The organism is Pseudomonas sp. SYWMCR5, from assembly GCF_057197165.1.
The window spans coordinates 218,776-240,434 of sequence record NZ_JBXUNH010000001.1 but is presented as its reverse complement, the minus strand read 5'-3'; the positions used below and the strand labels follow the sequence as shown (position 1 = coordinate 240,434).

Here is a 21,659-nt window from a genome sequence, read left to right as displayed (position 1 = left end):
TGCCGCCATGAACCGCAGCGTACGCCTGACCTTGATCACCCTGGCCCTGGGGCTTTCCGCCTGTACGGTGCATCAGCCAGGCGAGCGCGAGTCGCTGCCACCGATCGAGACCACCCCTCCACCGCAGCAGGGGCCGGTGGTCAAGCCGCTGCCGGGCGGCCAGCCCGCACCGCAGCCTGGTGCGCCGTCCGGTATTCCCAAGCCGATGCCACGCACCTCCGCGAGCTTCGCGCCGCCGCCGGGCGGTGCCAGCCATTGGGATCCGAAGCTTGGCGTCTATGTGCTGGAGAAGCAGCCCAACACTTTCTATCGTCAGCGCACCTACTACCGTTATGACAAGGGCTGGAGCTGGTCGCTGAGCCCCAATGGCCCCTGGCAGGAGACTGACAGCAGCGGTGTGCCGGGTGGGTTGGGCAGGGCCTTCGCGCAGTAAGCATCCTTCATGCCTCTGTCGTGGGCGCGTCCCCGCGATAGAGGCCCTCGCAGTCTCCAACCGAACTGGCATAATCCCCCTCTGAATCGAACCGGAGGGTGGCATGAGCAAGACAGTCCTGGTACTGGTGGAAACCGTCGATGATTACCTGCCGCTGCTGGAACAGGCCGGTTACCGCCTGATTCGTGCCCCATCCCCGCAACGGCGTGCGCAAGCCATCGCCGAGCATGCCGAACAGATCGACGCTGTCCTCACCCGTGGCCCGCTGGGCCTGACCGGCGCGGAAATCCAGGCACTGCCCAAACTCGAAATCATCTGCGTGATCGGCGCAGGCTATGAGCAGGTCGACCTGGCCGCCGCCAAGGCCCGTGGCATTACCGTCACCAACGGTGCTGGCGCCAACGCAGGCCCGGTCGCCGATCACGCCATGGCCCTGTTGCTGGCGATGTTGCGCGACATTCCCCGGGCCGATGCCAGCACCCGGCGCGGTGAATGGAACCGGGTCATCAGCCCCTCGGTGAGCGGCAAGCGCCTTGGCATCATCGGCCTTGGTGCCATCGGCCAGGCCATCGCCAAGCGTGCGGCGCAGGGCTTCGACATGAGCGTCAGCTACCACAGTCGAACGCCGCGTGCCGATGTGCCCTACACCTGGTACGACAGCCCGTTGCAACTGGCCCAGGCCGTGGACATCCTGGTGATCGCCACCCCGGGTGGTGCCGGTACCTTGCACCTGGTCGATGCCCCGGTGCTCGCGGCGCTGGGGGGCGAGGGGTATCTGGTCAATATCGCCCGCGCGAGCGTGGTCGATACCCAGGCGCTCGTGCAGGCATTGCAGGCGGGCATCATCGCTGGTGCCGCATTGGACGTCTTCGATGACGAGCCTGCCGTGCCCGAGGCACTCAAGTTGTTGGGCAATACCGTGCTGACCCCGCATGTCGCCGGCCAATCGCCGGAAGCGGCGCGCGATACCGTTACCCTGGTGCTGCGCAATCTCCAGGCATTCTTCGCTGGCGAGCCGGTGCTCACGCCAGTACTGTCGTAACCCCCAGCTTTCGATCCCGCCTGACAAGGAGTGTGTGCATGCAACTTGAGATCTTCCAGGTCGATGCTTTTTCGGCCAAACCTTTTGGCGGCAACCCGGCGGCGGTGATCCCGCTGGAGAGCTGGCTGCCGGACGATGTGCTGCAGCGCATCGCCGAAGAGAACAACCTGTCCGAGACGGCCTACTTCGTGCGCAACGGCGAAGGCTATGACCTGCGCTGGTTCACCCCGGCCGTGGAGGTCGACCTGTGCGGCCACGCCACGCTGGCTTCGGCCTGGGTGTTGTTCGAGCAACTGGGCGAACAGGCCGAAGTGCTACGTTTCAATACCCGCAGTGGCGAGTTGCGGGTCAGGCGCGATGCTGATGGCCTGCTGGCCATGGACTTCCCGGCCAAGCAACCGGCGAAGGTAGATTTCCCCGATGGCCTGCTCAAGGCCTTGGGCCTGTCGAGCGCCCGCGCGCTGTACCGCTCGGATGACTTCGTGGTGGTAATCGACGACGCAGCCTTGATCGATCCGCTCAAGCCCGATTTCGTCGCGCTGTCGGCTTTCGATGTGCGTGGCATTGCCGTGACCGCGCCGGGCCGTGGCTTCGACTTCGTTACCCGCTGGTTCGGCCCACGCGTAGGGGTCAACGAGGATCCGGTGACCGGTTCGGCGCACACGACGCTGGCGCCTTACTGGTCCGAGCGCCTCGGCAAGCGCAGCCTCAGCTGCGAGCAGGGCGGGGTGCGCAAGGGGCAGTTGCAGTGCGAGGTGCCGGGGAATGGCCGGGTGATCATCAGCGGGCGTGGGGCACTGTATATGCGAGGGACAGTGTTCATCTGAGGCGAGGATGGCTTTGCGGGCCTCTTGTGCGGCGGTTCGCCGCTGCGACTTGCCCGCCAAGAGGTCTGTAGCTGCACCGCTATACTTTGCAGCTTCCCCACCCGTCAGGAGCCCCCCCATGTCTCACACCAAGCACGGCGCCTGCCTCTGCGGCGCCATCCGCCTGACCGCCACGGTCGACAACCTCGAAGTCAACGCTTGCCACTGCAGCATGTGCCGCACCTGGGCCGGAGGCCCGATGCTCGCGGTGCACTGCTCCCAGCCGCCCCGTTTCGAAGGTGCTGATCCCAGTGTCTACCGTTCCTCGGAATGGGCCGAGCGGGGCTTTTGCGGGCAGTGTGGCACCCACCTCTATTACCGGCTGATCGACAAGAATGAGTACGCCTTGCCGGTCGGCCTGCTCAAAGGCGATGACTGGCAGTTCACGATGCAGATCTACGTTGAACAGCGTCCGAGCTGGTATTGCTTCTCCAATGAGACCCAAGACCTCACCGGCGAGCAGGTCATGCAGCTGTTCAGCTAAGCCTGTGTCGCAACAACTCGGCGAAGCCGTGGGACTTTATGCCGGACTGCCCCTACCTGGCTGGAGACGGCAGCCATCGTGAAGGTGATCGGTGGCGTCCGGTGGTCGATGTGCCAGCACGACGTCACTCCCGGACTTGCCAAACCTTTGCATTCCTGAGAAAAGGGCGGCCTCGAAATCTGCCGCAAGGAAATGACCGTGACTCAGGAACTGCACATCACCGAGATCCAGGAAGGCGAGGGCAAGGCCGTGGTCAAAGGCGCCCTGATCACCACCCAGTACACCGGCTGGCTGGCCGACGGCAGCGAGTTCGACTCGTCCTGGTCGCGCGGCAAGCCGTTCCAGTGCGTGATCGGCACCGGCCGGGTGATCAAGGGCTGGGACCAGGGGCTGATGGGCATGCGCGTGGGCGGCAAGCGCAGGCTGCAAGTACCTGCGCACCTGGGCTATGGCGAGCGCTCCGTGGGCAGCATTCCGCCGAACTCGGACCTGACCTTCGAGATCGAGCTGCTTGAGGTGCTGACGCGGGATGATTGATGTCCAGTTGTTGCGAGGGTGACGTAATTCGGCAACATCGATGGTCCAACATGGCTGCTGCCAGGGAGGGCCAGCATGGAAGAGCCCATCAGGCGGCCGGTGCCTTGCACCGCCGCCGGCAAGGATGGTGCACAGGCAAGGATGCTCCCCGTCCTTAGCCGAACGAGCCCTGCCATGAAGTGGATGCAATACCTGCGACGCCGTCACCTGTTTCTCGGTCTCACCCTCGCTGCGGTGCTGATACCGCTGACCCTCGATGTGGTGCAAAGCCGCGACCAGCACGGTGACGGAACCCAGACACTGGTGTTCCTGCGCCATGCCGAGAAGCCCGGCGAGGGGCTGGGGCAACTGAACTGCCAGGGCCTCAACCGCGCCATCGACCTGGCCACGTTGCTGCCTGAGCGATTCGGCGCTGCCGATTACGTGTTCGCCGCCGACCCCGGCCGACATGTCGAGGAGGGCAGCGAGGATAAACGCTACAGCTACATCCGCCCGCTCATGACCATCAGCCCCAGCGCCATCCGCCTCGGGTTGCCGGTCAATATCGACTTCGGCGCCAACGACTATGACGACCTCGCCGAAGAACTGCTACGCGCCAAGTACCGCAACGCCACGGTCTACACCGCGTGGTCCCACGGCTACCTGCCAGACCTGATCAACGCCGTGGCCGGGAAGGCCCTGGGCGAGAAGCGCGTCATCACCTCGGACTGGGACGGCGACGACTTCGACACCCTCTATGTGATCACCCTGACCTGGCATGACGGTAAGGCCACGATGCTCAGTCGCAACGTACGCCAGGAGCTCGATGGCGGATCCGAAGTTTGCCCGACTTGATTCAGATGTTTTTGACTCGCTCGCGGTATCCGGGCTGACTTATTTCCAGATGACGACAAGGCACTGTCCACGGGTTTCCGGAAATCCGATTTCGGGCGTGGGGAGTGCGAGGTTGCATGGAAATCGATCGAGCTTATCGGTTTATCGGTCATCGCGGCGTGACCTTCGATGTCATCGAGTTCACTGTCAGGGCCGATAACTGCTGCTGGCTCAATACGCTGCATATTCCGACAACGGGCCGACATCAATATCGCGTGGTCGGCAAGGTGAAGGAGGTGTACGAACGGATGCAGGCCGGGCAGTTGCCCTGTGTGATGGCGGTGGCGGTTTCATTGCCGTTGACGCGCGAGCAGGGGGATGCTCTGAACTCACAGCGCTGGACAGTCGCTGCTCTGGTGTCGGCAGGGGGGGCTGCAGTCACCGGGACGTTCGCCCCGGCGTTGGTAGTTGGTGCGGCAAAGATGGGCACATTCGCTTTTGTCTCCGACCGTCTGCCAACGTTTCACGCGGGGGATGTCTTGGTATCAGTCGAGGCCAAGGTCCAGGGCGGTATTGGTCCGCAACGCAGTTCTACTTCCCTGTTACTGAAAGCTGGGGTTGAACATGTCGTTCGATGATCTGCTGCAGCCGATTTTGATCATGATCATCTGGTGGACCCTGGATCGCTGGACCGTATCACCCTGGCGCGGATGGGTAGGGCTGGCCCTTCTAGCGGGTGGCTTGGCCAGCTTTTTCTGGACCGAAATGTGGAGAGTTTTTGGTCACGAAATAATCATGTGGAAGTCAACCGCTGTATCTATCGGCATTTTTCTCATGCTGCGCAGCAACCGGCATGTCGACAAGTCGTAAGCATCACTGGGAGAGTGGGTCAGCTTGTGACAAGGCCGCCGCGCCTTCAGGATGACGATACGGCGGCCTCGAGCTGAATTTATCGCCCCAGCCGCATCGGCCAGCCCACCACCTTCTTCACCCGTGGCGTCGCATAGGTGCGCACCTTCGACGTGCTCAACCCCAGTCGCACCAGCGATTCGGCGATGGTCACCGCCGCACTCACGCCATCGACCACCGGCACGCCGGTACGCTGGCGAATCTGCTCGTCAAGCCCGGCCATGCCGCCGCAGCCCAGGCAGATCACCTCGGCCTTGTCGTCACGCACGGCGCGCTCGGCCTGTTCGACGATGGCCTCCACGGCGCGCTGCGGATCAGCTTCCAGTTCCAGCACCGCCAGGCCGCTGGCCCGTACCGAGGCGCAGCGGTCATACAGCCCTGACAGCTTCAGGCGATCCTCGATCAGCGGCACGGTGCGGTCCAGCGTGGTGACCACCGAATAGGCATGGCCCAGGTACATCGCGGTGCTGGCGGCGGCATCGGTGATGTCCACCACCGGTACATTGAGCAGCTCCTGCAAACCTTCGCGGCCATGCTCGCCATAGCCGGCCTGGATCACGGCGTCGTAGGGCTGGTCGTAGGCCAGCACCCGATCCATCACGGCGATGGCGGCCAGATAGCTCTCGAAGTTCCCCTCCACCGACTCCGCGCCGAACCAGGGCGTCAGCCCGACGATCTCGGTACCAGGCGCTGCAACGCTGCGTGCCTGTTCGGCGATGGCCTCGGTGATGGCTTCGGTGGTGTTGACGTTGGCGATCAGAATACGCATGAACGAATGTCCCTTGATCAATGGCTGCTGTGGTCGACGGCGATGGCTTCGCCGCTGACGTCGAGGTATTGGCGATTGCGCGGCGCGATGAGCAGGTAGAGTGCGGCCGCGGTCCCTGCGCCGATCAGCCAGGAGAACGGCGCGACACTGTGGAAGTGCGGTACCAGTGCCAGGACGATGGCCAGCAGGGCCGATGGAATGAAGGCCGCGACCGCGCGCAGGTTGACGCCGCGGGAGTAGTGATAGGCACCGGCCGGGTTCTCGCTGTACAGCTCCGGCACGTTGATCCGGCCTTTGCGCAGCAGCCAGTAGTCGGACATGATCACCCCGTACAGCGGGCCGAGCAGGGCGCCCAGGCCAGACAGGAAGTACACGATCACCAGCGGGCTGTTGTACAGGTTCCATGGCAGGATCAGCACCGCCACGGTGGCGCTGATCAGCCCGGCACGACGGAAGTTAAGGTGGCGTGGCGCCAGGTTGCTGAGCACGAAGGCCGGGGCGACGAAGTTGGCCATGATGTTCACCGCGACGGTGACGATCAGGAAGGCCAGGCAACCCAGCACCAGGAACAGTGTGTTGGGGATGGTGGCGACGATCTGCGTCGGGCTGTCGATTACCTGGCCGTTGATCTGGAACTGTGCGCCACACAGCACCACAGTGATCACCGCAAATACCAGGATGTTCACCGGCAGGCCCCAGAAGTTGCCGACGCGGATGGTCCGCCGGCACGGCGAGGAACGGGCGAAATCGCAGAAGTTGAGCACCAGGGTGCCGTAGATTGCCAGCCACAGCGCGCCGCCGGCAAAGATGTTGCGCCACATCTCGTAGCCGGTCAGTGGATCGGCCACCGACCAGGCGATGCGCGCATCGTTCTTGAAGAACATCCAGGCGGCGAGGCTCGCCACGGTCAGCAGGATCACCGGCCCGGCGAAACCTTCGTAGCGGCGCACCATCTCCATGCCGTAGGCGAGGATCACCAGTTGCACGATCCAGATTGCCACGAAGCACACCCAACCCAGGCTCGATAGCCCGAGAATACTGTCGTGGTCATAGGCGGCAACCTGTGGCCACACGGCGGTGAGCAGCACGCGTAGCACCACCGAGGCCAGGTAGGTCTGGATGCCGAACCAGGCGATGGCGATCACCGCGCGGATCAGCGCAGGAATCTGTGCGCCATGGATACCAAAGGCGATGCGGCTCATGACCGGGAACGGCACGCCGGTCTTCTGGCCCATGTAGCCGGAGAGGTTCATGAAGAAGTACACCAGCACAGCACCGATCGCCAGGGAGACGAGAATCTGCCAGCCGCCAAGGCCCAGAGCGAACAGCCCCATGGCGAAGGAATAATTGGCGATGTTGTGCACGTCGTTGGTCCACAGCGCGAAGATGCTGTAGCCACCCCAGCGGCGGCCCTCGATGCGGGTGGGCGCCAGGTCCCGGTTGTGCAGACGTGGGCTCAGCTCGTACGGCCCGGCGGGATTTTCCAGCGTGGTGGCGGTGGGGCTGGTGCTGGCAACGGAAAGTTCAGGGGCAAGGTCGAGACTGCTACTCATTCCGGCGGCTCCTGATGCGCTAGGACTGCGATGAGGCGGGCTTGCGCACGGGCTCGCCTTCTCGTCTGTGCAGCATTGGCATCACTGGGTTCTGGGCGCTAGCGGCCTGCGGGGCAGGCGCTGCGTGTTCTTGTGTATTTATGTTTTGTTCAAGTTGTATACAAAACACAAGTTCACTCAAGCCAGTTCCATGCCAGAGAGGGCACAGTTTCTGAGTTGCTATTACTTTGACTTTCTCCTTTTGTTTTCTAACGTTATGAAAATAAAGAACTATAAGTTGACCATTTGATCAGTATTTATTTTGCATTCAATTATTAGTTGATTTTAGAGTCAATTTTTATCGGCTTTCCGGTGTAACGTGTTGGGGCATGTCCGTAACCAGTGCACACAAAAATGGCACTCTAGGTGACATTCTTGTGTACAAGTCTTGGGTCATGCCATCGGCGGCAGGCGCCGCTTGACCGGTGTCTTCTTGATGATCGCGGTGTTGGTCTCGGCGAGGGTGTTGAGCCGGTCAAGAAGGGTGTCCAGCTGTTCCATCGAGCGCACATGCAGGCGGGCGATGAAGCAGTCCTCGCCGGTAACCTTGTCGCATTCGGTGAACTCGGGAATGGCAACGATCTGCCGCTCGACTTCCTGCAATTGCCCCGGCAGCGGCCGGATTCGCACAATGGCCTGTAACTGGTAACCGAAACAGCGTGGGTCGATTTCCACGGTGTAGCCGCGCAGCACGCCGCGTTCTTCCAGGCGGCGCAGCCGCTCGCTGACGCTGGGGGCGGAGAGGCCGCTGATTTGCGCCAGGGCCTTGAGCGAGCGGCGCGAATCCTCCATCAGGGCATTGATCAGCAGTTGGTCGATATCGTCGGTCATACTTGCCTCGTGAGGTAAAAGTGCAAAACTGCCTTGATAGTAAAGGCGATTGGTGATTCTGGCCTTGTTTATCCGCTGGAGTGCCAATATCCGCGCCAGCATACTGTTGCCATCTTCGACAGGAGGCATCAGATGGACAGTTCGATTCGTCGCGGCTCACTGGAAATGGTTGCCGCCATGCTGATATCCGGCACCATCGGCTGGTTCGTGCTGGTGTCCGGGCAGCCGGTGCTGGATGTGGTGTTCTGGCGTTGTGTCCTGGGCGCTGGCACCTTGCTGCTGATCTGCGCGTTCATGGGCTTTCTCAAGCCCGGCATCCTGACCCGCACCACTTTTCTGCTGGCGGTGCTCAGCGGGGTCGCCATCGTTGGCAACTGGTTACTGCTGTTCGCCTCCTATTCACGGGCCTCGATCGCTATCGGCACCGCCGTGTACAACGTCCAGCCGTTCATGCTGGTGGGCCTGGCGGCGGTGTTTCTCGGTGAGCGGATCACCGCAGCCAATCTGACCTGGCTGGGGCTGGCCTTTGTCGGCATGCTGGCGATCGTCAGCGCTCACGGGCAAGGGCAGGGCGGCGATGAGTACCTGCTGGGCATTGGGTTGGCATTGGGGGCGGCGTTGCTCTACGCCCTGGCGGCTTTGATCATCAAGCGCTTGAGCGGGACACCGCCGCACCTGATTGCCTTGATCCAGGTAAGCACCGGGGCACTGCTGCTGGCGCCCTGGATCGGGTTCGGCGGTCTGCCGGCAGCGCCTGCCGCGCTGGGTAGCCTGGTGACACTGGGGGTGGTGCATACCGGGTTGATGTACGTGCTGCTGTACAGCGCCATCCAACGCCTGCCCACGGCGCTGACCGGCGCCCTGTCGTTCATCTACCCGATCGCCGCGATCCTGGTGGACTGGGTGGCGTTCGGTCATCGCTTGGCGCCGCTGCAGTGGTTGGGCGTGGCGTTGATCCTGCTGGCGGCGGCAGGGATGCAGCAGGGGTGGTGGTTCAGGTCGCGCAGGGCGGCCCCGGCCTGACAAAGCAGGTAGAATGACGGTTTTTCGCTATGCGGCCCGCCATGACCTCCCCGATTCACACCCTGGAGCAGCACCTGCTCACCGCCCTCGACCCCGCGCCTGTCGAAACCCGTCGTTTGTTCCACGGCCGTGGCCGCTGCTGGCCGGGCCTGGAGCAGATCACCGTCGACTGGCTCGACGGGGTGCTGCTGGTCGCGCTGTTCCGCGAGCCGCCCGAAGGCCAGTTGGCCGAGCTCGAGGCGATGCTGCGCGCCTTCGCCGAGCGCCCGCAATGGAGCGGCCAGGCGATCCTGCTGCAGCATCGCTACCTGCCCGACAGCCCGGGCCAGTGGCTGCTCGGCGAGCCCTGCCAGCAGCGCGAGGTGATCGAGGACGGCTTGAAGTACCTGCTGGACCTGGGGGTGCGGCAGAACAACGGCCTGTTCCTGGACATGCGCTACGGCCGCCGCTGGGTGCGTGAGCAGGCGGCGGGCAAGCGGGTGCTGAACCTGTTCGCCTATACCTGCGGATTCTCCGTGGCAGCCATTGCCGGTGGCGCGCAGCAGGTGGTGAACCTGGACATGGCCAAGTCGGCGTTGTCGCGTGGGCGTGAGAACCATCGCCTCAATGGCCACGATGCTTCATGTGTCGCTTATCTCGGGCACGAGTTGTTCAAGTCATGGGGCAAGGTGCGCAAGTACGGCCCGTACGACCTGATCATCATCGACCCGCCGACCTTCCAGCGTGGCAGCTTCGTGCTCACCCAGGACTACGCCAAGATCCTGCGTCGTCTACCTGAGCTGTTGAGTGAAGGCGGGACGGTGCTGGCTTGCGTGAACGATCCGGCGATCGGCCCGGAGTTTCTCATCGACGGCATGGCGCAGCAGGCGCCGCAGCTGGTCTTTGTCGAGCGCCTGGAGAACCCGCCGGAGTTTCCCGATGCGGACCCGCAGGGCGGGTTGAAGGCGCTGGTGTTCCGCCAGCTGGGCTGAACCCGAGGGGGGTCGGGTTCGGCCCGATGGCGATCAGTATTCGGACAGCGAAAACTCGGTCAGGCAGAAGGCTGGAACGCCGGCAGCTTGCAGGCGGCGCGAGCCTTCGAGTTCGGGCAGGTCGATGATCGCTGCGGCCTCGAACACCTTGGCCCCGGTACGTCGCACCAGGTTGGCGGCCGCCAGCAGGGTGCCGCCGGTAGCGATCAGGTCATCGAAGATCAGCACCGAATCGCCATCGCATAGGCTGTCGGCGTGCACTTCCAGGAAGGCTTCGCCGTATTCGGTTTGATAGGGCTCCGACAGCACGTTGGCTGGCAGTTTGCCCTGCTTGCGGAACAGGATCAGTGGCTTGTTCAACTGGTGGGCGATGATCGAACCGATGAGGAAACCGCGTGCGTCCATGGCCCCGATGTGGCTGAACTCGGCTTCGACATAGCGCTCGATGAACTGGTCGGCGACATAGCGCAGTCCGCGTGGCGACTGGAACAGCGGGGTGATGTCACGAAAGATCACACCCGGCTTGGGAAAGTCCACTACCGGGCGGATCAGGGCTTTGAGGTCGAAGGTGTCGCTGTGCATGGGGCGGGTATCCTGGAAAAACGTCGCGCCAGTATACCCTGCCGTGGCAGCGATCAGACCTCCATCGCACCACCGGCCAGCGCGCACAGCTGGATCGGGTCGAGGATGTGCACTTCCTTGCCTTCGGCCTTGAGCAGGCCGTTCTGCTGGAAGCGGGTGAACACGCGCGACACGGTTTCCACCGCCAGGCCCAGATAGTTGCCGATTTCGTTGCGCGACATGCTCAGGCGGAACTGGTTGGCCGAGTAGCCACGAGCGCGGAAGCGTGCCGAGAGGTTGACCAGAAAGGTGGCGATGCGTTCGTCGGCGGTCTTTTTCGACAACAGCAGCATCATCTGCTGGTCGTCACGGATCTCGCGGCTCATCACCCGCATCAGTTGGCGGCGCAGTTGTGGCAGTTGCACGGAGAGCTCGTCGAGGCGTTCGAAGGGGATTTCGCAGGCCGAGGTGGTTTCCTGGGCCTGGGCCGACACCGGATAGGCTTCGGTGTCCATGCCCGAAAGCCCGACCAGTTCGCTGGGCAGGTGGAAGCCGGTGATCTGTTCTTCGCCCGCATCGCTGAGGCTGAAGGTCTTGAGGGCGCCGGAGCGTACAGCGTAGACCGAGCCGAAATTGTCACCCTGGCGGAACAGGAACTCGCCCTTCTTAAGTGGCCGGCCGCGTTTGACGATTTCATCCAGTGCGTCCATGTCTTCAAGATTGAGCGACAGGGGCAGGCACAGGGGGGCCAGGCTGCAATCCTTGCAATGGGCCTGGCTGTGGGGGCGCAGTTTGACTGGCTCGGACATTTCTTTCGATCCTTGTGATAAAGCACACATAAGCTGTAAGGGTAACCTACAGCTGGATTAGAGGCCAGCCTGCACTTTTTTGGTGCGGCTCGGCGGCGATCCGCGCAGGTGGGCGCGGATGCCTTCGACCATCCATGGTGTGCCTGACAAAGGCGAGCTGTCCATGCGGTGTAACGTCCCGGCAAATCGACTAGATGACCCGGGAAAATCGCTGGCGATTCTGCAGTGCCAGGTAGGCATCGAACACCATGCATACTGAGCGCACCAGCAGGCGGCCGGCCGGCAAGACCTTGATGCCTCGCGTGTCCAGCGTAATCAGGCCATCTCGCTGCATGGCCTGCAGTTGCGGCCAGACCTCGTGGAAATATCCGCGAAAGTCCAGGGTGAATGCCTGCTCGATCTGCTCGAAATCCAGTTCGAAGTGGCAAATCAACTGCTGGATCACGGCCCTGCGCACACGATCATCCTGGTTGCACAACAGGCCGCGCTGGGTCGCCAGTTGGGCGCTGGAGAGGGCGTCCTGGTAGGTGTTCAGGTCGCTGCTGTTCTGGCAGTAGAGGTCACCGATCTGACTGATGGCCGAAACGCCCAGCCCCACCAGGTCGCAATGACCGTGGGTGGTGTAGCCCTGGAAGTTGCGCTGCAGGGTGCCTTCTTCCTGGGCGATGGCCAGTTCATCGTCGGGCAGGGCGAAGTGGTCCATGCCGATATAGCGATAGCCGGCGGCGGTGAGTTGCTCGATGGTGTTGTGCAGCATCTCCAGCTTGAGGGCCGGGGCCGGCAGCTCGGTAGCGTCGATGCGTCGCTGGGGCATGAAGCGTTCGGGCAGGTGCGCGTAGTTGAACACCGACAGGCGGTCTGGCTGCAGGCGAATCACCTCCTCGACGGTGCGTGCGAAACCTTCCGGGGTCTGACGCGGCAGGCCGTAGATCAGGTCGAGGTTCACCGAGCGGAACTGCAGGGTGCGTGCAGCTTCGACCAGGGTGCGAGTCTGTTCCAGGCTCTGCAGGCGGTTGATCGCTCGTTGCACGGCCGGGTCGAGGTCCTGCACGCCGAGGCTGACGCGGTTGAAGCCCAGCTCGCGCAGCAGCCCCATGGTCGACCAGTCGGCCTCGCGCGGGTCGAGTTCGATCCCGTAGTCGCCGGAGTCATCGTCCAGCAGGTTGAAGTGCTGGCGCAGGCTGGTCATCAGCTGGCGCAGTTCCACATGGCTGAGGAAGGTGGGGGTGCCGCCGCCGAAATGCAGTTGTTCGACGCGTTGCTTGGGGTCGAGGTGGCAGGCGACCAGCTGGATTTCCTGCTCCAGGCGTTGCAGGTAGGGGGCGGCGCGGGCGCGGTCCTTGGTGATGACCTTGTTGCAGGCGCAGTAGTAGCAGATATTGGCGCAGAACGGCACGTGCACGTACAACGACAGCGGGCGCACCGCACGGCGGCTCTCACGCAGGGCGTGCAGCAGGTCGAACGAGCCCACTTCGCCATGCAGTTGCACAGCGGTCGGATAGGAGGTGTAGCGTGGTCCGGCCAGATCGTAGCGACGGATCAGGTCGGCGTCCCAACGTAGGTCGTCGAGCATGTGGGCAGTCCCCGGATAGAGCAGCAGTGCCCGGAGTCTAGATATATCTGTAGTAAGGGGGCTTGACCTGTATCAAGCTGCTTGATTGAGGCAGGACTGTAACGTGATGGCAACTCGCTGAATTGGAGGTGATATCGTATCGCCATTTCGCAATGGTCGTTTCGATGGTCGAGGCAGTTTGGCCGATGCGGTTACACCACAGTAACAGGGAGCGGTAGTGCATGTCGGTAGATGGAATGAATGTGCCTGTGGACCTTCCACCGGGAGGTTTTTACGCCCAGCTGGACAAAATAGATGCTATTCAGGACTACGCTCCCGGGCGCAGATGTGCAAGGTTCGTGGGTATCTCGCCGAGTGACTTCAGTTCTAGTGCATTTCTTGGGGAGTCGGGTTGCCAGACGTATATTCTCGATGTTTCCTCGAAGGTTTTGGCGAAAGCGATGCGCTTCCCAGCGTTCAACCCTATCCCTAACCGGGCGTTGCCAGACGGGGCCTTCGACGTCCTGGAGGACTTCTGGTTCTACATCAAAATAGAACCGTCTACCGAGATCACCGACAGTTATGCCTATCCTGCCTTCACCGAAGCCAGTGCTTCCTACTTCAATGTGATGACTGTACAGATCGTGGGCGGGCTGAAGTTGCCGCTCCTTGAGGCGAGCCATCCAGAACACAAGGTCGTGCGTGCTAGCCGTGCAACGCTATCGGCTTTTCATGTTGGACAAGGCATGTGCTCGCTATACAGCTACGGGGATCAGCGTTATCTGCTGGATGCCGGCGCAGGCACACCGATCAAGCGTGAGGTGTATCGACGGCGCCGGTTTCAGGATGGCACGCCGTTCATCAACGAACTGCGCACCGCTCTAGGGGAGAACGAGGTGATCGTGATCATTTCCCATGCAGATTCTGACCACTGGCGTTTACTGGAGTGGGACCTCGATTTGCTGAATCAGGCGAAGGTGATCTATTTCCCGATGGGTGTGACTAACCTGATCAGCCGCTCGAAGCAATTGATGGGCAAATTGCAGGCGTTGGCCGATCACACTTTCCGTTTCGATTCGGTAAACGCATTGAGCGTCTACAGAACGTCCCGTGCCAACACCGACAACAATGGCTCCGCGTTGGTGGCTGAAGCCAAGTGCAATGGTCGCAATGCATTGGTTCCGGGTGATTATGTCTATGAGCGGATCAAAAGTGATTCGGGGGCCGACCTTGCAGCGTTGGCCCATCAGGCCTACCACGCGGTAGTCGTTCCTCATCATGGGGATAGCGCAAGCTCACGGGAGGTTCCGACTGCCCAGAAGTCTGCAGGTCCGATTGCGTTTTTCTCTGCCGGGACTCATCCAACGTACCGGCATCCACGGCAGGTTTCCCTTGATGCACACACATTGGCGGGCTATCAAGTGGTTAACAACCCCGGATGCCCTCATATCCTGCGCCACCCACTTCTGTGACCAACCTTGCTCGCCCGCTTCAGTCAATGCCCCATCAGCCAGTGCTGGTGCGGCCCGGGCAGGGTCCACAGGCCGAACAGCATGACCATCACACCGCCCGCCAGGCGTACGCTACGCCGTCGCAGCAGGGCATTGACCCGTTCGGCGGCCAGGCCCGTGGCCAGCAGCACCGGCCAGGTACCCACGCCGAACGCCAGCATCAATGCTGTACTGTGCAGCGCATTGCCCTGGCTCGCTGCCCACAGCAGGGTGCTGTAGACCAGCCCGCAGGGCAGCCAGCCCCATAAGGCACCCAGCAGCAGGGCCCTGGGCAGGCTGGAGACCGGGAGCAGGCGCGACGCCACCGGCTGGATGTGCCGCCACAGGCCCCTGCCCAAGGCCTCGATACGGGTCAGCCCGCTCCACCAGCCAGCCAGGTACAGACCCATGGCGATCAATAGCAGGGCCGCCACCACACGCAGCACCTGCGCCATCGGGCTGCTGGCCAGGGCCCAGCCGGCCAGGCCCAGCAGCAGGCCGGCGGCCGCGTAGCTGAGCACGCGGCCGAGGTTGTAGGCGATCAGCAGGCGCAGGCGGCGGGCGCGTTGTTCGGGCGGGATGGCCAGGGTCAGGGCACCCATCAGGCCGCCGCACATGCCCAGGCAGTGGCCGCCGCCGAGCAGGCCGAGCACCAGGGCAGAACCGAGCAAGGGGAGCAGTTCAGGCACGCGGGGCGGGATCCTTGTCGTCGGGTTGCTCGGGTGTGGTCGCTTCGGGTTTCACCGCGGCCTGGTGGCGCGGATCCTGGTCGTCGAACAGGATGCTGTGGGCAGGGCCTTCGAGGTCGTCGTACTGGCCGCTGTCCACGGCCCAGAAGAAGATGTATACCGCCACGCCGACGAGCAGCAGGGCCGCGGGGATCATCACGTAGAGGGCGGGCATTGGGGTGTCCTCTTCAGACTGCAAAAGCCATGTCATGCACGATCGAACTCCTGCTCAGGCCATGACCGGACTGGGGGCAGCATTGGCCGCCTGCACTGTCGGCATACGCGTCAGGCGCAGGGCATTGAGCACCACGATCAGCGAGCTCACCGACATGCCGATCGCCGCCCACACCGGGGTGATCCAGCCCAGCGCGGCGAAGGGCAGCATGAGCCCATTGTACAGCGTTGCCCATAGCAGGTTCTCGAGGATGTTGCGCCGGGTCCGGCGCGCGAGTTCGAAGGCTTGCGCCAGGGCCTGCAGGCGGTTGGACAGCAGCACCGCGTCAGCGCAGGTCTTGGCCAGGTCGGTGGCCGAGCCCATGGCGATGCTGATGTCGGCCGCCGCCAGTACCGGGACGTCGTTGACGCCATCGCCGAGCATCAGCACCTTGCGTCCTTGCGCCTGCAGAGCCTTGACCCGCGCCAGCTTGTCGTCCGGGCGCAGGCCGCCGATGGCCTGGTCGATGCCCAGTTGCGCGGCGACTTCTGCGACCATCGGTGAACTGTCGCCCGACAGCAGCAAGGTCTGCCACCCGCGCGCCCTGCACACGGCCAGCAACTCGCTGGCATCGTCACGCAGGCGATCGTCAAGGCTGAACCAGGCCAGGGGGCCCATGCGGTTCCCCAGCAGCAGCCACTGCCCGCGTGGCTCGGGTACGGCCGGCACTTCGGCGCCGCTCAGGGCGCAGACGAAGGCGGCCTGCCCGATGCGCAGGCGCTGCTGCCCGACCTGACCTTCAAGGCCCAGGCCAGGTACGGCCTGGACATCGTCGGCAGGTTCGGCACTGCGCCCGAAAGCACGCGCGATCGGGTGTTCCGAGCGGTTCTCCAGGGCGGCGGCCAGTGCCAGGCAGCGGTCGGGTGCAAGGCTGCCCAGCGGGCGGATACTGCGCAGGGCCAGGCGTCCTTCGGTCAGGGTGCCGGTCTTGTCGAACACCACGGTGTCGATCTGGTTCAACCCTTCGAGCACATGGCCGCGGGTCACCAGCAGGCCCAGTTTGTGCAGGGTGCCGGTGGCCGTGGTCAGTGCCGTCGGAGTGGCGAGCGAGAGTGCGCAGGGGCAGGTCGCGACCAGCATCGCCAGGACGATCCAGAATGCGCGCTCGGCATCCAGGTGCCACCACCACAGACCGATGGTCAGCGCGGCAGCCAGGCTGAACAGCAGGAACCACTGCGAGGCGCGGTCGGCGATCTGTGCCAGGCGTGGCTTTTCCGATTGCGCGCGCTCGAGCAGGCGCACGATGGCCGACAGGCGCGAATCCTGGCCAAGGGCGTCGACCTCTACGGTCAAGGCACTCTCGACGTTGAGCGTGCCGCCGGTGACCCGGTCGCCAGCCCGTCGGGCCTGGGGCAGGTATTCACCGGTGAGCAGCGATTCGTCGATGCTCGAGCGGCCTTCGAGGATGCGGCCGTCAGCGGGAATCACGGTGCCCGGCAGGACCTGCACGCGATCGCCGCAGGCCAGCTCTGCCAGCAGGATACGTTCGGCACGGCCCTGCGCGTCGAGGCGCAGGCACGAGGCCGGCAGCAGGTTGACCAGTTGCGCAGTGGCCGCTGCCGTGCGCTCGCGGGCGCGCCGCTCCAGATAGCGGCCGGTGAGCAGGAACAGGGCGAACATGCCCACGGTGTCGAAGTACAGCTCGCCGCTGCCGGTGATCGCGGTCCAGATCCCGGCGCCGTAGGCCAGGCCGATGGCCAGCGATACCGAGACGTCCATCGTCAGGTGGCGGGTACGCAGGTCACGAGCAGCGCCTTTGAAGAACGGTGCACAGCTGTAGAACACGATCGGCGTGGTCAGGAACAGCGCGACCCAGCGCAGGATGGTGTGCAGTTCGGGCGACAGGTCGATGTTGAATTCCGGCCAGGTGGCCATGGTCGCCATCATCGCCTGGAACCACAACAGGCCAGCCACGCCGAGCCGGCGCAGCGCCGTGCGGTTTTCCCGGGCCAGTTGTTCGGCGGCCTGGTCGGGTTGATAGGGGTGGGCGGCGTAGCCGATGCCGCGCAGTTCGGCGATCAGCCGCGAGAGTGGCAGTTGCCCGTCGTTCCAGCTGACGTGCAGACGGTGATTGGACAGGTTCAGGCGCGCCTCGCCAACGCCTTCGAGATTGCGCAGATGCTTCTCGATCAGCCAGCCGCAGGCGGCGCAACTGATGCCTTCGATCATCAAGGTGGTTTCGGCCAGGGTGCCCTGGTGCTGCACGAAGTTCTGCTGGACGTCGGCGCGGTCGTACAACGCCAGTTCGTCCTGCAATTGCCGTGGCAGTGCCTCGGGATTGGCGCTGGTCTCGCTGCGGTGCTGGTAGTAGTGCTCGAGCCCACCTGCGACGATGGCCTCGGCCACCGCCTGGCAGCCAGGGCAGCAGAACTGCCGGGGCTGGCCAAGCACCACGGCGCTGAAGCGGTTGCCGGCGGGGACGGGCAGGGCGCAGTGGTAGCAGGGGATGGGTTGGGTCATTGGCGTCATACCTGACCTTGGGCAGCAGTGCAAAACCTGTGGGAGCGGGCTTGCCCCGCGATAGCGTCAGCCCAGGCAATGCTGTTGTCCGGGCGACCGCCATCGCGGGGCAAGCCCGCTCCCACGGGGTCGGAACTGATATGGCGTTTCATTCTTGGTGCTCGGCGCCCTGCAGGGCTTCATCGCCCAGCTCCAGCGGCACACCGTGTTCCACCTTCTCTTCCTCGAACAACCGCCACACCTGGCCCTTCTCGTTGCCGAGCAGCTCGACGAAGCGCCGGCCCTCGACCTTGTCTTCGAGCTGACCGACATAGCGCCCGGCCTCGGCACGGGCGAGCTGGACCTTGCGGTCCTTGTCCGGCTGGGTCGGCGAGATCAGGTTCAGTTCCAGGGTCTGCGGATCGCTGTTGCCGGTCAGGCGCAATGCCACCTCGCCGGTCAGCTCGTCCAGGTGCACGCTGGCCTTGAGATTCAGCGTCTGGGCCAGCAGCTCGCGGTCCAGCGAGCGGTTGATGCCTTTGCCAGCCTCGTAGTAGTTGTCGTTGACCAGGTTGTCCGGGTTGCGCACGGCGATGCTCACCATGGTCAGGCTCAGGCACACCGAGGTGGTGAGGATGCCGATGATGATCCAGGGCCAGAGGTGCTTGTACCAGGGGCTGTTGGCGGTGGCGGCAGTCATTGTCGAACGTCTCTCTCAGCGGATCTGTGGGCCGATGAAGCGGCTCTTGGCTTCAACCTGTGTGCCGTTGTCGTCGGCATCCTTGAGGATGAAGGTGATGTCGTTGGTGCTCGAGGGCAATTTCTCGGGTGCGACCGACAGCTGTACCGGCAGGCTGACGATATCGCCGGCGGCCACGCGGATCTCGCGTTGCCCGGACAGTTGCAGGCCAGGCAGGCCGGCGGCGTCGAGCACGTAGACGTGGTCGCGCTGGTCCTTGTTCATCACCTTGAGGCTGTAGACGTTCTCGATCCAGCCCTGGGCGTTCTCGCGGTACAGCACGCGGTCCTTGCTGACGTCGAAGCCCACCAGCGAACGGGTGGCGAAGGCAGTGGCCAGGGCGCCGATCATCACCAGCAGCACCAGGGCGTAGCCAATCAGGCGCGGGCGCAGCATGTGGGTCTTCTGCCCGGAAAGGTTGTGTTCGGTGGTGTAGCTGATCAGCCCGCGCGGGTAGTCCATCTTGTCCATGATGCCGTCGCAGGCGTCGATGCACGCGGCGCAGCCGATACATTCGATCTGCAGGCCATCGCGGATGTCGATGCCGGTGGGGCAGACCTGCACACACATCGTGCAGTCGATGCAGTCGCCCAGGCCCTGGGCCTTGTAGTCGACGCCTTTCTTGCGCGGACCACGGGCTTCGCCGCGGCGTGGGTCGTAGGAGACGATCAGCGTGTCCTTGTCGAACATCACACTCTGGAAGCGTGCATAGGGGCACATGTACACGCACACCTGTTCGCGCAGCCAGCCGGCGTTGCCATAGGTGGCGAGGGTGAAGAAGCCGACCCAGAAATAGGCCCAGCCATCGGCCTGGCCGGTGAAGAACTCGATGACCAGTTCGCGGATCGGCGAGAAGTAGCCCACGAAGGTCAGGCCGGTGACGAAGCCGATCAGCAGCCACAGGCTGTGCTTGGCCAGCTTGCGCAGGAACTTGTTGCCGCTCATGGGGGCCTTGTCCAGCTTCATGCGCTGGTTGCGGTCGCCCTCGGTGACTTTTTCGCACCACATGAAGATCCAGGTCCACACGCTCTGCGGGCAGGTATAGCCGCACCAGACGCGGCCGGCGTACACGGTGATGAAGAACAGCCCGAAAGCGGCGACGATGAGGATGCCCGACAGCAGGATGAAGTCCTGCGGCCAGATGGTGGCGCCAAAGATGTAGAACTTGCGTTCGGGCAGGTTCCACCAGACGGCCTGGTGCCCGCCCCAGTTCAGCCACACGGTGCCGAAGTAGAGCAGGAATAGCAGGGCACCACCGACCATGCGCAACCTGCGGAATACGCCGGTGAAGGCGCGGGTGTAGATTTTCTCTCGGGCGGCGTAGAGGTCGACGGAATCCTTTCCTTTGTTGGCAGGCGGGGTGACGTCATGTACCGGAATCTGCTTGCTCATCATCAAGTCCCACGGCAGTGGAGAAATGCCAGGGCCAGTGCATGCCGGCCGTGGTCGCGCGCCTGTGTTGGCGCTCTGCGGCCCATGATACGCCTGTGATGGCAGGGTAGGGCTTGGCTGCGACGTTTAGTCGCGTTGGGTGGTCGTTTGAATCGTGTTATGGCGAGTGTCAATTGATCCAGGTCAGCCAGTGGTGCATTTGCCGGCCTCATCGCGGGCAAGCCCGCTCCTACAAGTACCGCACCCGCCTTGTGGGAGCGGGCTTGTCCCGCGATGAGGCCAGCCCAGGCTTACTCAGCCGGTTGAGCCGGCTCCGCCTGCTGCGACAGGCTGTACACATAAGCCGCCAGCAGGTGCACCTTGTCGTTGCCCTGGATTTCGGCCTGGGCGGGCATCTGCCCCTGACGGCCGTAACGAATGGTCTGCTGCAATTGGGCGAAGCTTGAGCCGTAGATGAACGCCTGCGGGTGAGTCAGGTTGGGTGCGCCCATGGCGGGGGTGCCCTTGCCTTCAGGGCCGTGGCAGGCCACGCAGTTGGCGGCAAAGATCTTCTGTCCGTTGGCCGCGTCGGCCTTGATGCCCTCGGGCAGGCTGCGCCCGTCCAGGTTGGTCAGCACGAAGGCGGCGACATCCGCCACGCCCTGCTCGCCGATCACCTCGGCCCAGGCCGGCATCACACCATGACGGCCATTCATGATGGTGGTCTTGATGGTTTCCGGCTCGCCGCCCCAGCGCCAGTCGCTGTCGGTCAGGTTGGGGAAGCCGTAGGCTCCCTTGGCGTCCGAGCCATGGCACACCGAGCAGTTGGAGGCGAACAGGCGTGCGCCCATCTTGAGGGCCTGCGGATCCTTGGCGACGTCTTCCAGCGGCATGGCGGCGAACTTGGCGAAGATCGGCCCGAAGCGGGCATCGGCCTTGGCCATTTCCTTTTCCCATTCGTGCACGCCGGTCCAGCCCGACTGGCCATTGCTGAACTCGGTCTGCTTGTCGTTATCCAGGTAGCTGTAGCCTGGCAGGATGCCTTTCCAGTTGCCCAGGCCTGGGTACAGCGCCAGGTAGCCGAGGGCGAAGACGATGGTGCCGACGAACAGCCAGAACCACCATTTGGGCAGCGGGTTGTCGTACTCCTCGATACCGTCGAACGCATGGCCGACGGTTTCGTCGGTGATCTCTTCGCGCTGGCCCTTGCGGGTCGACAGCAGTAGCCAGGTCAAGGCGAAGATGGTGCCCAGGGTCAGGACGGTGACGTACAGACTCCAGAAGGTTGTCATTGTTGTTTGCTCCCAGAAGCATTCTTTTGCGCGTGCTCGACATGCCGGCTGGCCTCGGGATCATCCGCGAAGGGCAACTGCGTGGCCTCGTCGAAATCCTTCTTGCGCCGCGGGCTGAACACCCACAGCGCCAGGCCCACGAAGGCCACCAGCACGACGACGGTGCCCAGGCCGCGAATCATCCCGATATCCAT

Annotated in this window: 24 protein-coding genes; 11 read left to right on the top strand and 13 right to left on the bottom strand. The window is 63.5% G+C overall.

The features are described from left to right. The first annotated feature begins 7 nt into the window (after positions 1–7). The 8 genes from AC2CGW_RS01020 to AC2CGW_RS00985 all read left to right on the top strand — a co-directional run bounded on the left by AC2CGW_RS01020 (position 8) and on the right by AC2CGW_RS00985 (position 5,045). Positions 8–433, top strand: a complete 426-nt coding sequence (locus AC2CGW_RS01020; protein ID WP_484573392.1) for a hypothetical protein — start codon at positions 8–10, stop codon at positions 431–433. 103 nt (positions 434–536) lie between these two features. After that, entirely contained in the window at positions 537–1,475 is a 939-nt protein-coding gene (locus tag AC2CGW_RS01015; RefSeq protein WP_484573391.1) for a 2-hydroxyacid dehydrogenase, read from the top strand. Positions 1,476–1,513: 38 nt separating this feature from the next. Next, complete coding sequence (locus AC2CGW_RS01010) at positions 1,514–2,302, top strand: PhzF family phenazine biosynthesis protein (RefSeq protein WP_186719880.1); 789 nt, start codon at positions 1,514–1,516, stop codon at positions 2,300–2,302. A gap of 118 nt (positions 2,303–2,420) precedes the next feature. Further along, complete coding sequence (locus AC2CGW_RS01005; RefSeq protein ID WP_186666372.1) at positions 2,421–2,825, top strand: GFA family protein; 405 nt, start codon at positions 2,421–2,423, stop codon at positions 2,823–2,825. A 198-nt stretch (positions 2,826–3,023) separates the two neighbouring features. Continuing rightward, complete coding sequence (locus AC2CGW_RS01000) at positions 3,024–3,362, top strand: FKBP-type peptidyl-prolyl cis-trans isomerase (protein ID WP_186666370.1); 339 nt, start codon at positions 3,024–3,026, stop codon at positions 3,360–3,362. Between the two features lie 174 nt (positions 3,363–3,536). Next, entirely contained in the window at positions 3,537–4,196 is a 660-nt protein-coding gene (locus AC2CGW_RS00995) for a hypothetical protein (protein WP_054894750.1), read from the top strand. 116 nt (positions 4,197–4,312) lie between these two features. Then, positions 4,313–4,813 carry a hypothetical protein gene (locus AC2CGW_RS00990; RefSeq protein ID WP_186710971.1) on the top strand — a complete coding sequence of 167 codons (501 nt, stop codon included), beginning with the start codon at positions 4,313–4,315 and terminating at the stop codon, positions 4,811–4,813. After that, positions 4,800–5,045, top strand: a complete 246-nt coding sequence (locus AC2CGW_RS00985; protein WP_186666367.1) for a hypothetical protein — start codon at positions 4,800–4,802, stop codon at positions 5,043–5,045. The genes AC2CGW_RS00990 and AC2CGW_RS00985 overlap by 14 nt, the downstream gene beginning before the upstream one ends. Positions 5,046–5,124: 79 nt before the next feature. On the opposite strand, the gene AC2CGW_RS00980 is transcribed toward AC2CGW_RS00985, so the two are convergent. The 3 genes from AC2CGW_RS00980 to AC2CGW_RS00970 form a co-directional block, all read right to left on the bottom strand. Then, the gene (locus AC2CGW_RS00980) at positions 5,125–5,853 is read right to left on the bottom strand and encodes an aspartate/glutamate racemase family protein (RefSeq protein WP_186710972.1); all 729 of its coding nucleotides are present in this window, start codon (positions 5,851–5,853) and stop codon (positions 5,125–5,127) included. A gap of 17 nt (positions 5,854–5,870) precedes the next feature. Beyond that, positions 5,871–7,406: an NCS1 family nucleobase:cation symporter-1 gene (locus AC2CGW_RS00975; protein WP_186666365.1), complete on the bottom strand. Its 1,536-nt coding sequence runs from the start codon at positions 7,404–7,406 to the stop codon at positions 5,871–5,873. A 432-nt stretch (positions 7,407–7,838) separates the two neighbouring features. Beyond that, the gene (locus AC2CGW_RS00970) at positions 7,839–8,276 is read right to left on the bottom strand and encodes an Lrp/AsnC family transcriptional regulator (protein ID WP_063545655.1); all 438 of its coding nucleotides are present in this window, start codon (positions 8,274–8,276) and stop codon (positions 7,839–7,841) included. Between the two features lie 132 nt (positions 8,277–8,408). On the opposite strand from AC2CGW_RS00970, the gene AC2CGW_RS00965 reads away from it, so the two are divergent. Both AC2CGW_RS00965 and AC2CGW_RS00960 read left to right on the top strand, forming a co-directional pair. Continuing rightward, positions 8,409–9,299 (top strand): DMT family transporter, encoded by an 891-nt coding sequence (locus AC2CGW_RS00965; RefSeq protein WP_484573390.1) that lies wholly within the window; start codon positions 8,409–8,411, stop codon positions 9,297–9,299. Between the two features lie 41 nt (positions 9,300–9,340). Beyond that, the gene (locus tag AC2CGW_RS00960) at positions 9,341–10,270 is read left to right on the top strand and encodes a class I SAM-dependent methyltransferase (protein ID WP_186666363.1); all 930 of its coding nucleotides are present in this window, start codon (positions 9,341–9,343) and stop codon (positions 10,268–10,270) included. Positions 10,271–10,303: 33 nt separating this feature from the next. Here AC2CGW_RS00960 and AC2CGW_RS00955 read toward each other — a convergent pair whose 3' ends face one another. From AC2CGW_RS00955 to hemN, 3 genes are all read right to left on the bottom strand, one after another. Beyond that, positions 10,304–10,852, bottom strand: a complete 549-nt coding sequence (locus AC2CGW_RS00955) for an adenine phosphoribosyltransferase (RefSeq protein WP_484573389.1) — start codon at positions 10,850–10,852, stop codon at positions 10,304–10,306. 53 nt (positions 10,853–10,905) lie between these two features. Continuing rightward, entirely contained in the window at positions 10,906–11,640 is a 735-nt protein-coding gene (gene fnrA / locus AC2CGW_RS00950) for a Crp/Fnr family transcriptional regulator FnrA (RefSeq protein WP_484573388.1), read from the bottom strand. Between the two features lie 190 nt (positions 11,641–11,830). Beyond that, positions 11,831–13,213 (bottom strand): oxygen-independent coproporphyrinogen III oxidase, encoded by a 1,383-nt coding sequence (gene hemN / locus AC2CGW_RS00945; protein WP_484573387.1) that lies wholly within the window; start codon positions 13,211–13,213, stop codon positions 11,831–11,833. A gap of 221 nt (positions 13,214–13,434) precedes the next feature. On the opposite strand from hemN, the gene AC2CGW_RS00940 reads away from it, so the two are divergent. Continuing rightward, positions 13,435–14,664: a ComEC/Rec2 family competence protein gene (locus AC2CGW_RS00940; protein ID WP_186719892.1), complete on the top strand. Its 1,230-nt coding sequence runs from the start codon at positions 13,435–13,437 to the stop codon at positions 14,662–14,664. 23 nt (positions 14,665–14,687) lie between these two features. Here the strand turns inward: AC2CGW_RS00940 and AC2CGW_RS00935 are convergent, their stop codons facing one another. The 7 genes from AC2CGW_RS00935 to AC2CGW_RS00905 all read right to left on the bottom strand — a co-directional run bounded on the left by AC2CGW_RS00935 (position 14,688) and on the right by AC2CGW_RS00905 (position 21,659). Next, on the bottom strand, positions 14,688–15,371 hold the full coding sequence (locus AC2CGW_RS00935) for a sulfite exporter TauE/SafE family protein (protein WP_484573386.1): 684 nt from the start codon (positions 15,369–15,371) through the stop codon (positions 14,688–14,690). Continuing rightward, complete coding sequence (ccoS, locus tag AC2CGW_RS00930) at positions 15,364–15,585, bottom strand: cbb3-type cytochrome oxidase assembly protein CcoS (RefSeq protein ID WP_186666356.1); 222 nt, start codon at positions 15,583–15,585, stop codon at positions 15,364–15,366. The genes AC2CGW_RS00935 and ccoS overlap by 8 nt, the downstream gene beginning before the upstream one ends. A gap of 54 nt (positions 15,586–15,639) precedes the next feature. Beyond that, positions 15,640–18,084, bottom strand: coding sequence for a heavy metal translocating P-type ATPase (locus AC2CGW_RS00925; RefSeq protein ID WP_484573385.1), 2,445 nt, complete (start codon positions 18,082–18,084; stop codon positions 15,640–15,642). A gap of 148 nt (positions 18,085–18,232) precedes the next feature. Further along, the gene (locus AC2CGW_RS00920) at positions 18,233–18,763 is read right to left on the bottom strand and encodes a FixH family protein (RefSeq protein ID WP_186666353.1); all 531 of its coding nucleotides are present in this window, start codon (positions 18,761–18,763) and stop codon (positions 18,233–18,235) included. A gap of 15 nt (positions 18,764–18,778) precedes the next feature. After that, positions 18,779–20,194, bottom strand: coding sequence for a cytochrome c oxidase accessory protein CcoG (gene ccoG / locus AC2CGW_RS00915; RefSeq protein ID WP_065862014.1), 1,416 nt, complete (start codon positions 20,192–20,194; stop codon positions 18,779–18,781). A gap of 290 nt (positions 20,195–20,484) precedes the next feature. Continuing rightward, positions 20,485–21,465, bottom strand: coding sequence for a cytochrome-c oxidase, cbb3-type subunit III (ccoP, locus tag AC2CGW_RS00910; RefSeq protein WP_186666351.1), 981 nt, complete (start codon positions 21,463–21,465; stop codon positions 20,485–20,487). Continuing rightward, entirely contained in the window at positions 21,462–21,659 is a 198-nt protein-coding gene (locus tag AC2CGW_RS00905; protein ID WP_054894780.1) for a CcoQ/FixQ family Cbb3-type cytochrome c oxidase assembly chaperone, read from the bottom strand. The genes ccoP and AC2CGW_RS00905 overlap by 4 nt, the downstream gene beginning before the upstream one ends.

What these genes read in the sequence shown, in the direction of transcription:
- AC2CGW_RS00965 (WP_484573390.1), top strand. Translation starts at nt 8,409, where the DNA reads ATGGACAGTTCGATTCGTCGCGGCTCACTGGAAATGGTTGCCGCCATG.
- AC2CGW_RS00975 (WP_186666365.1), bottom strand. Translation starts at nt 7,406, where the DNA reads ATGAGTAGCAGTCTCGACCTTGCCCCTGAACTTTCCGTTGCCAGCACC.
- AC2CGW_RS01015 (WP_484573391.1), top strand. Translation starts at nt 537, where the DNA reads ATGAGCAAGACAGTCCTGGTACTGGTGGAAACCGTCGATGATTACCTG.
- AC2CGW_RS00970 (WP_063545655.1), bottom strand. Translation starts at nt 8,276, where the DNA reads ATGACCGACGATATCGACCAACTGCTGATCAATGCCCTGATGGAGGAT.
- AC2CGW_RS01020 (WP_484573392.1), top strand. Translation starts at nt 8, where the DNA reads ATGAACCGCAGCGTACGCCTGACCTTGATCACCCTGGCCCTGGGGCTT.
- AC2CGW_RS00990 (WP_186710971.1), top strand. Translation starts at nt 4,313, where the DNA reads ATGGAAATCGATCGAGCTTATCGGTTTATCGGTCATCGCGGCGTGACC.
- AC2CGW_RS00905 (WP_054894780.1), bottom strand. Translation starts at nt 21,659, where the DNA reads ATGGATATCGGGATGATTCGCGGCCTGGGCACCGTCGTCGTGCTGGTG.
- ccoP (WP_186666351.1), bottom strand. Translation starts at nt 21,465, where the DNA reads ATGACAACCTTCTGGAGTCTGTACGTCACCGTCCTGACCCTGGGCACC.
- AC2CGW_RS00920 (WP_186666353.1), bottom strand. Translation starts at nt 18,763, where the DNA reads ATGACTGCCGCCACCGCCAACAGCCCCTGGTACAAGCACCTCTGGCCC.
- AC2CGW_RS01005 (WP_186666372.1), top strand. Translation starts at nt 2,421, where the DNA reads ATGTCTCACACCAAGCACGGCGCCTGCCTCTGCGGCGCCATCCGCCTG.
- fnrA (WP_484573388.1), bottom strand. Translation starts at nt 11,640, where the DNA reads ATGTCCGAGCCAGTCAAACTGCGCCCCCACAGCCAGGCCCATTGCAAG.
- AC2CGW_RS00925 (WP_484573385.1), bottom strand. Translation starts at nt 18,084, where the DNA reads ATGACCCAACCCATCCCCTGCTACCACTGCGCCCTGCCCGTCCCCGCC.
- AC2CGW_RS00955 (WP_484573389.1), bottom strand. Translation starts at nt 10,852, where the DNA reads ATGCACAGCGACACCTTCGACCTCAAAGCCCTGATCCGCCCGGTAGTG.
- ccoG (WP_065862014.1), bottom strand. Translation starts at nt 20,194, where the DNA reads ATGAGCAAGCAGATTCCGGTACATGACGTCACCCCGCCTGCCAACAAA.
- AC2CGW_RS01010 (WP_186719880.1), top strand. Translation starts at nt 1,514, where the DNA reads ATGCAACTTGAGATCTTCCAGGTCGATGCTTTTTCGGCCAAACCTTTT.
- AC2CGW_RS00995 (WP_054894750.1), top strand. Translation starts at nt 3,537, where the DNA reads ATGAAGTGGATGCAATACCTGCGACGCCGTCACCTGTTTCTCGGTCTC.
- AC2CGW_RS00940 (WP_186719892.1), top strand. Translation starts at nt 13,435, where the DNA reads ATGTCGGTAGATGGAATGAATGTGCCTGTGGACCTTCCACCGGGAGGT.
- AC2CGW_RS00985 (WP_186666367.1), top strand. Translation starts at nt 4,800, where the DNA reads ATGTCGTTCGATGATCTGCTGCAGCCGATTTTGATCATGATCATCTGG.
- AC2CGW_RS00960 (WP_186666363.1), top strand. Translation starts at nt 9,341, where the DNA reads ATGACCTCCCCGATTCACACCCTGGAGCAGCACCTGCTCACCGCCCTC.
- AC2CGW_RS00980 (WP_186710972.1), bottom strand. Translation starts at nt 5,853, where the DNA reads ATGCGTATTCTGATCGCCAACGTCAACACCACCGAAGCCATCACCGAG.
- hemN (WP_484573387.1), bottom strand. Translation starts at nt 13,213, where the DNA reads ATGCTCGACGACCTACGTTGGGACGCCGACCTGATCCGTCGCTACGAT.
- ccoS (WP_186666356.1), bottom strand. Translation starts at nt 15,585, where the DNA reads ATGCCCGCCCTCTACGTGATGATCCCCGCGGCCCTGCTGCTCGTCGGC.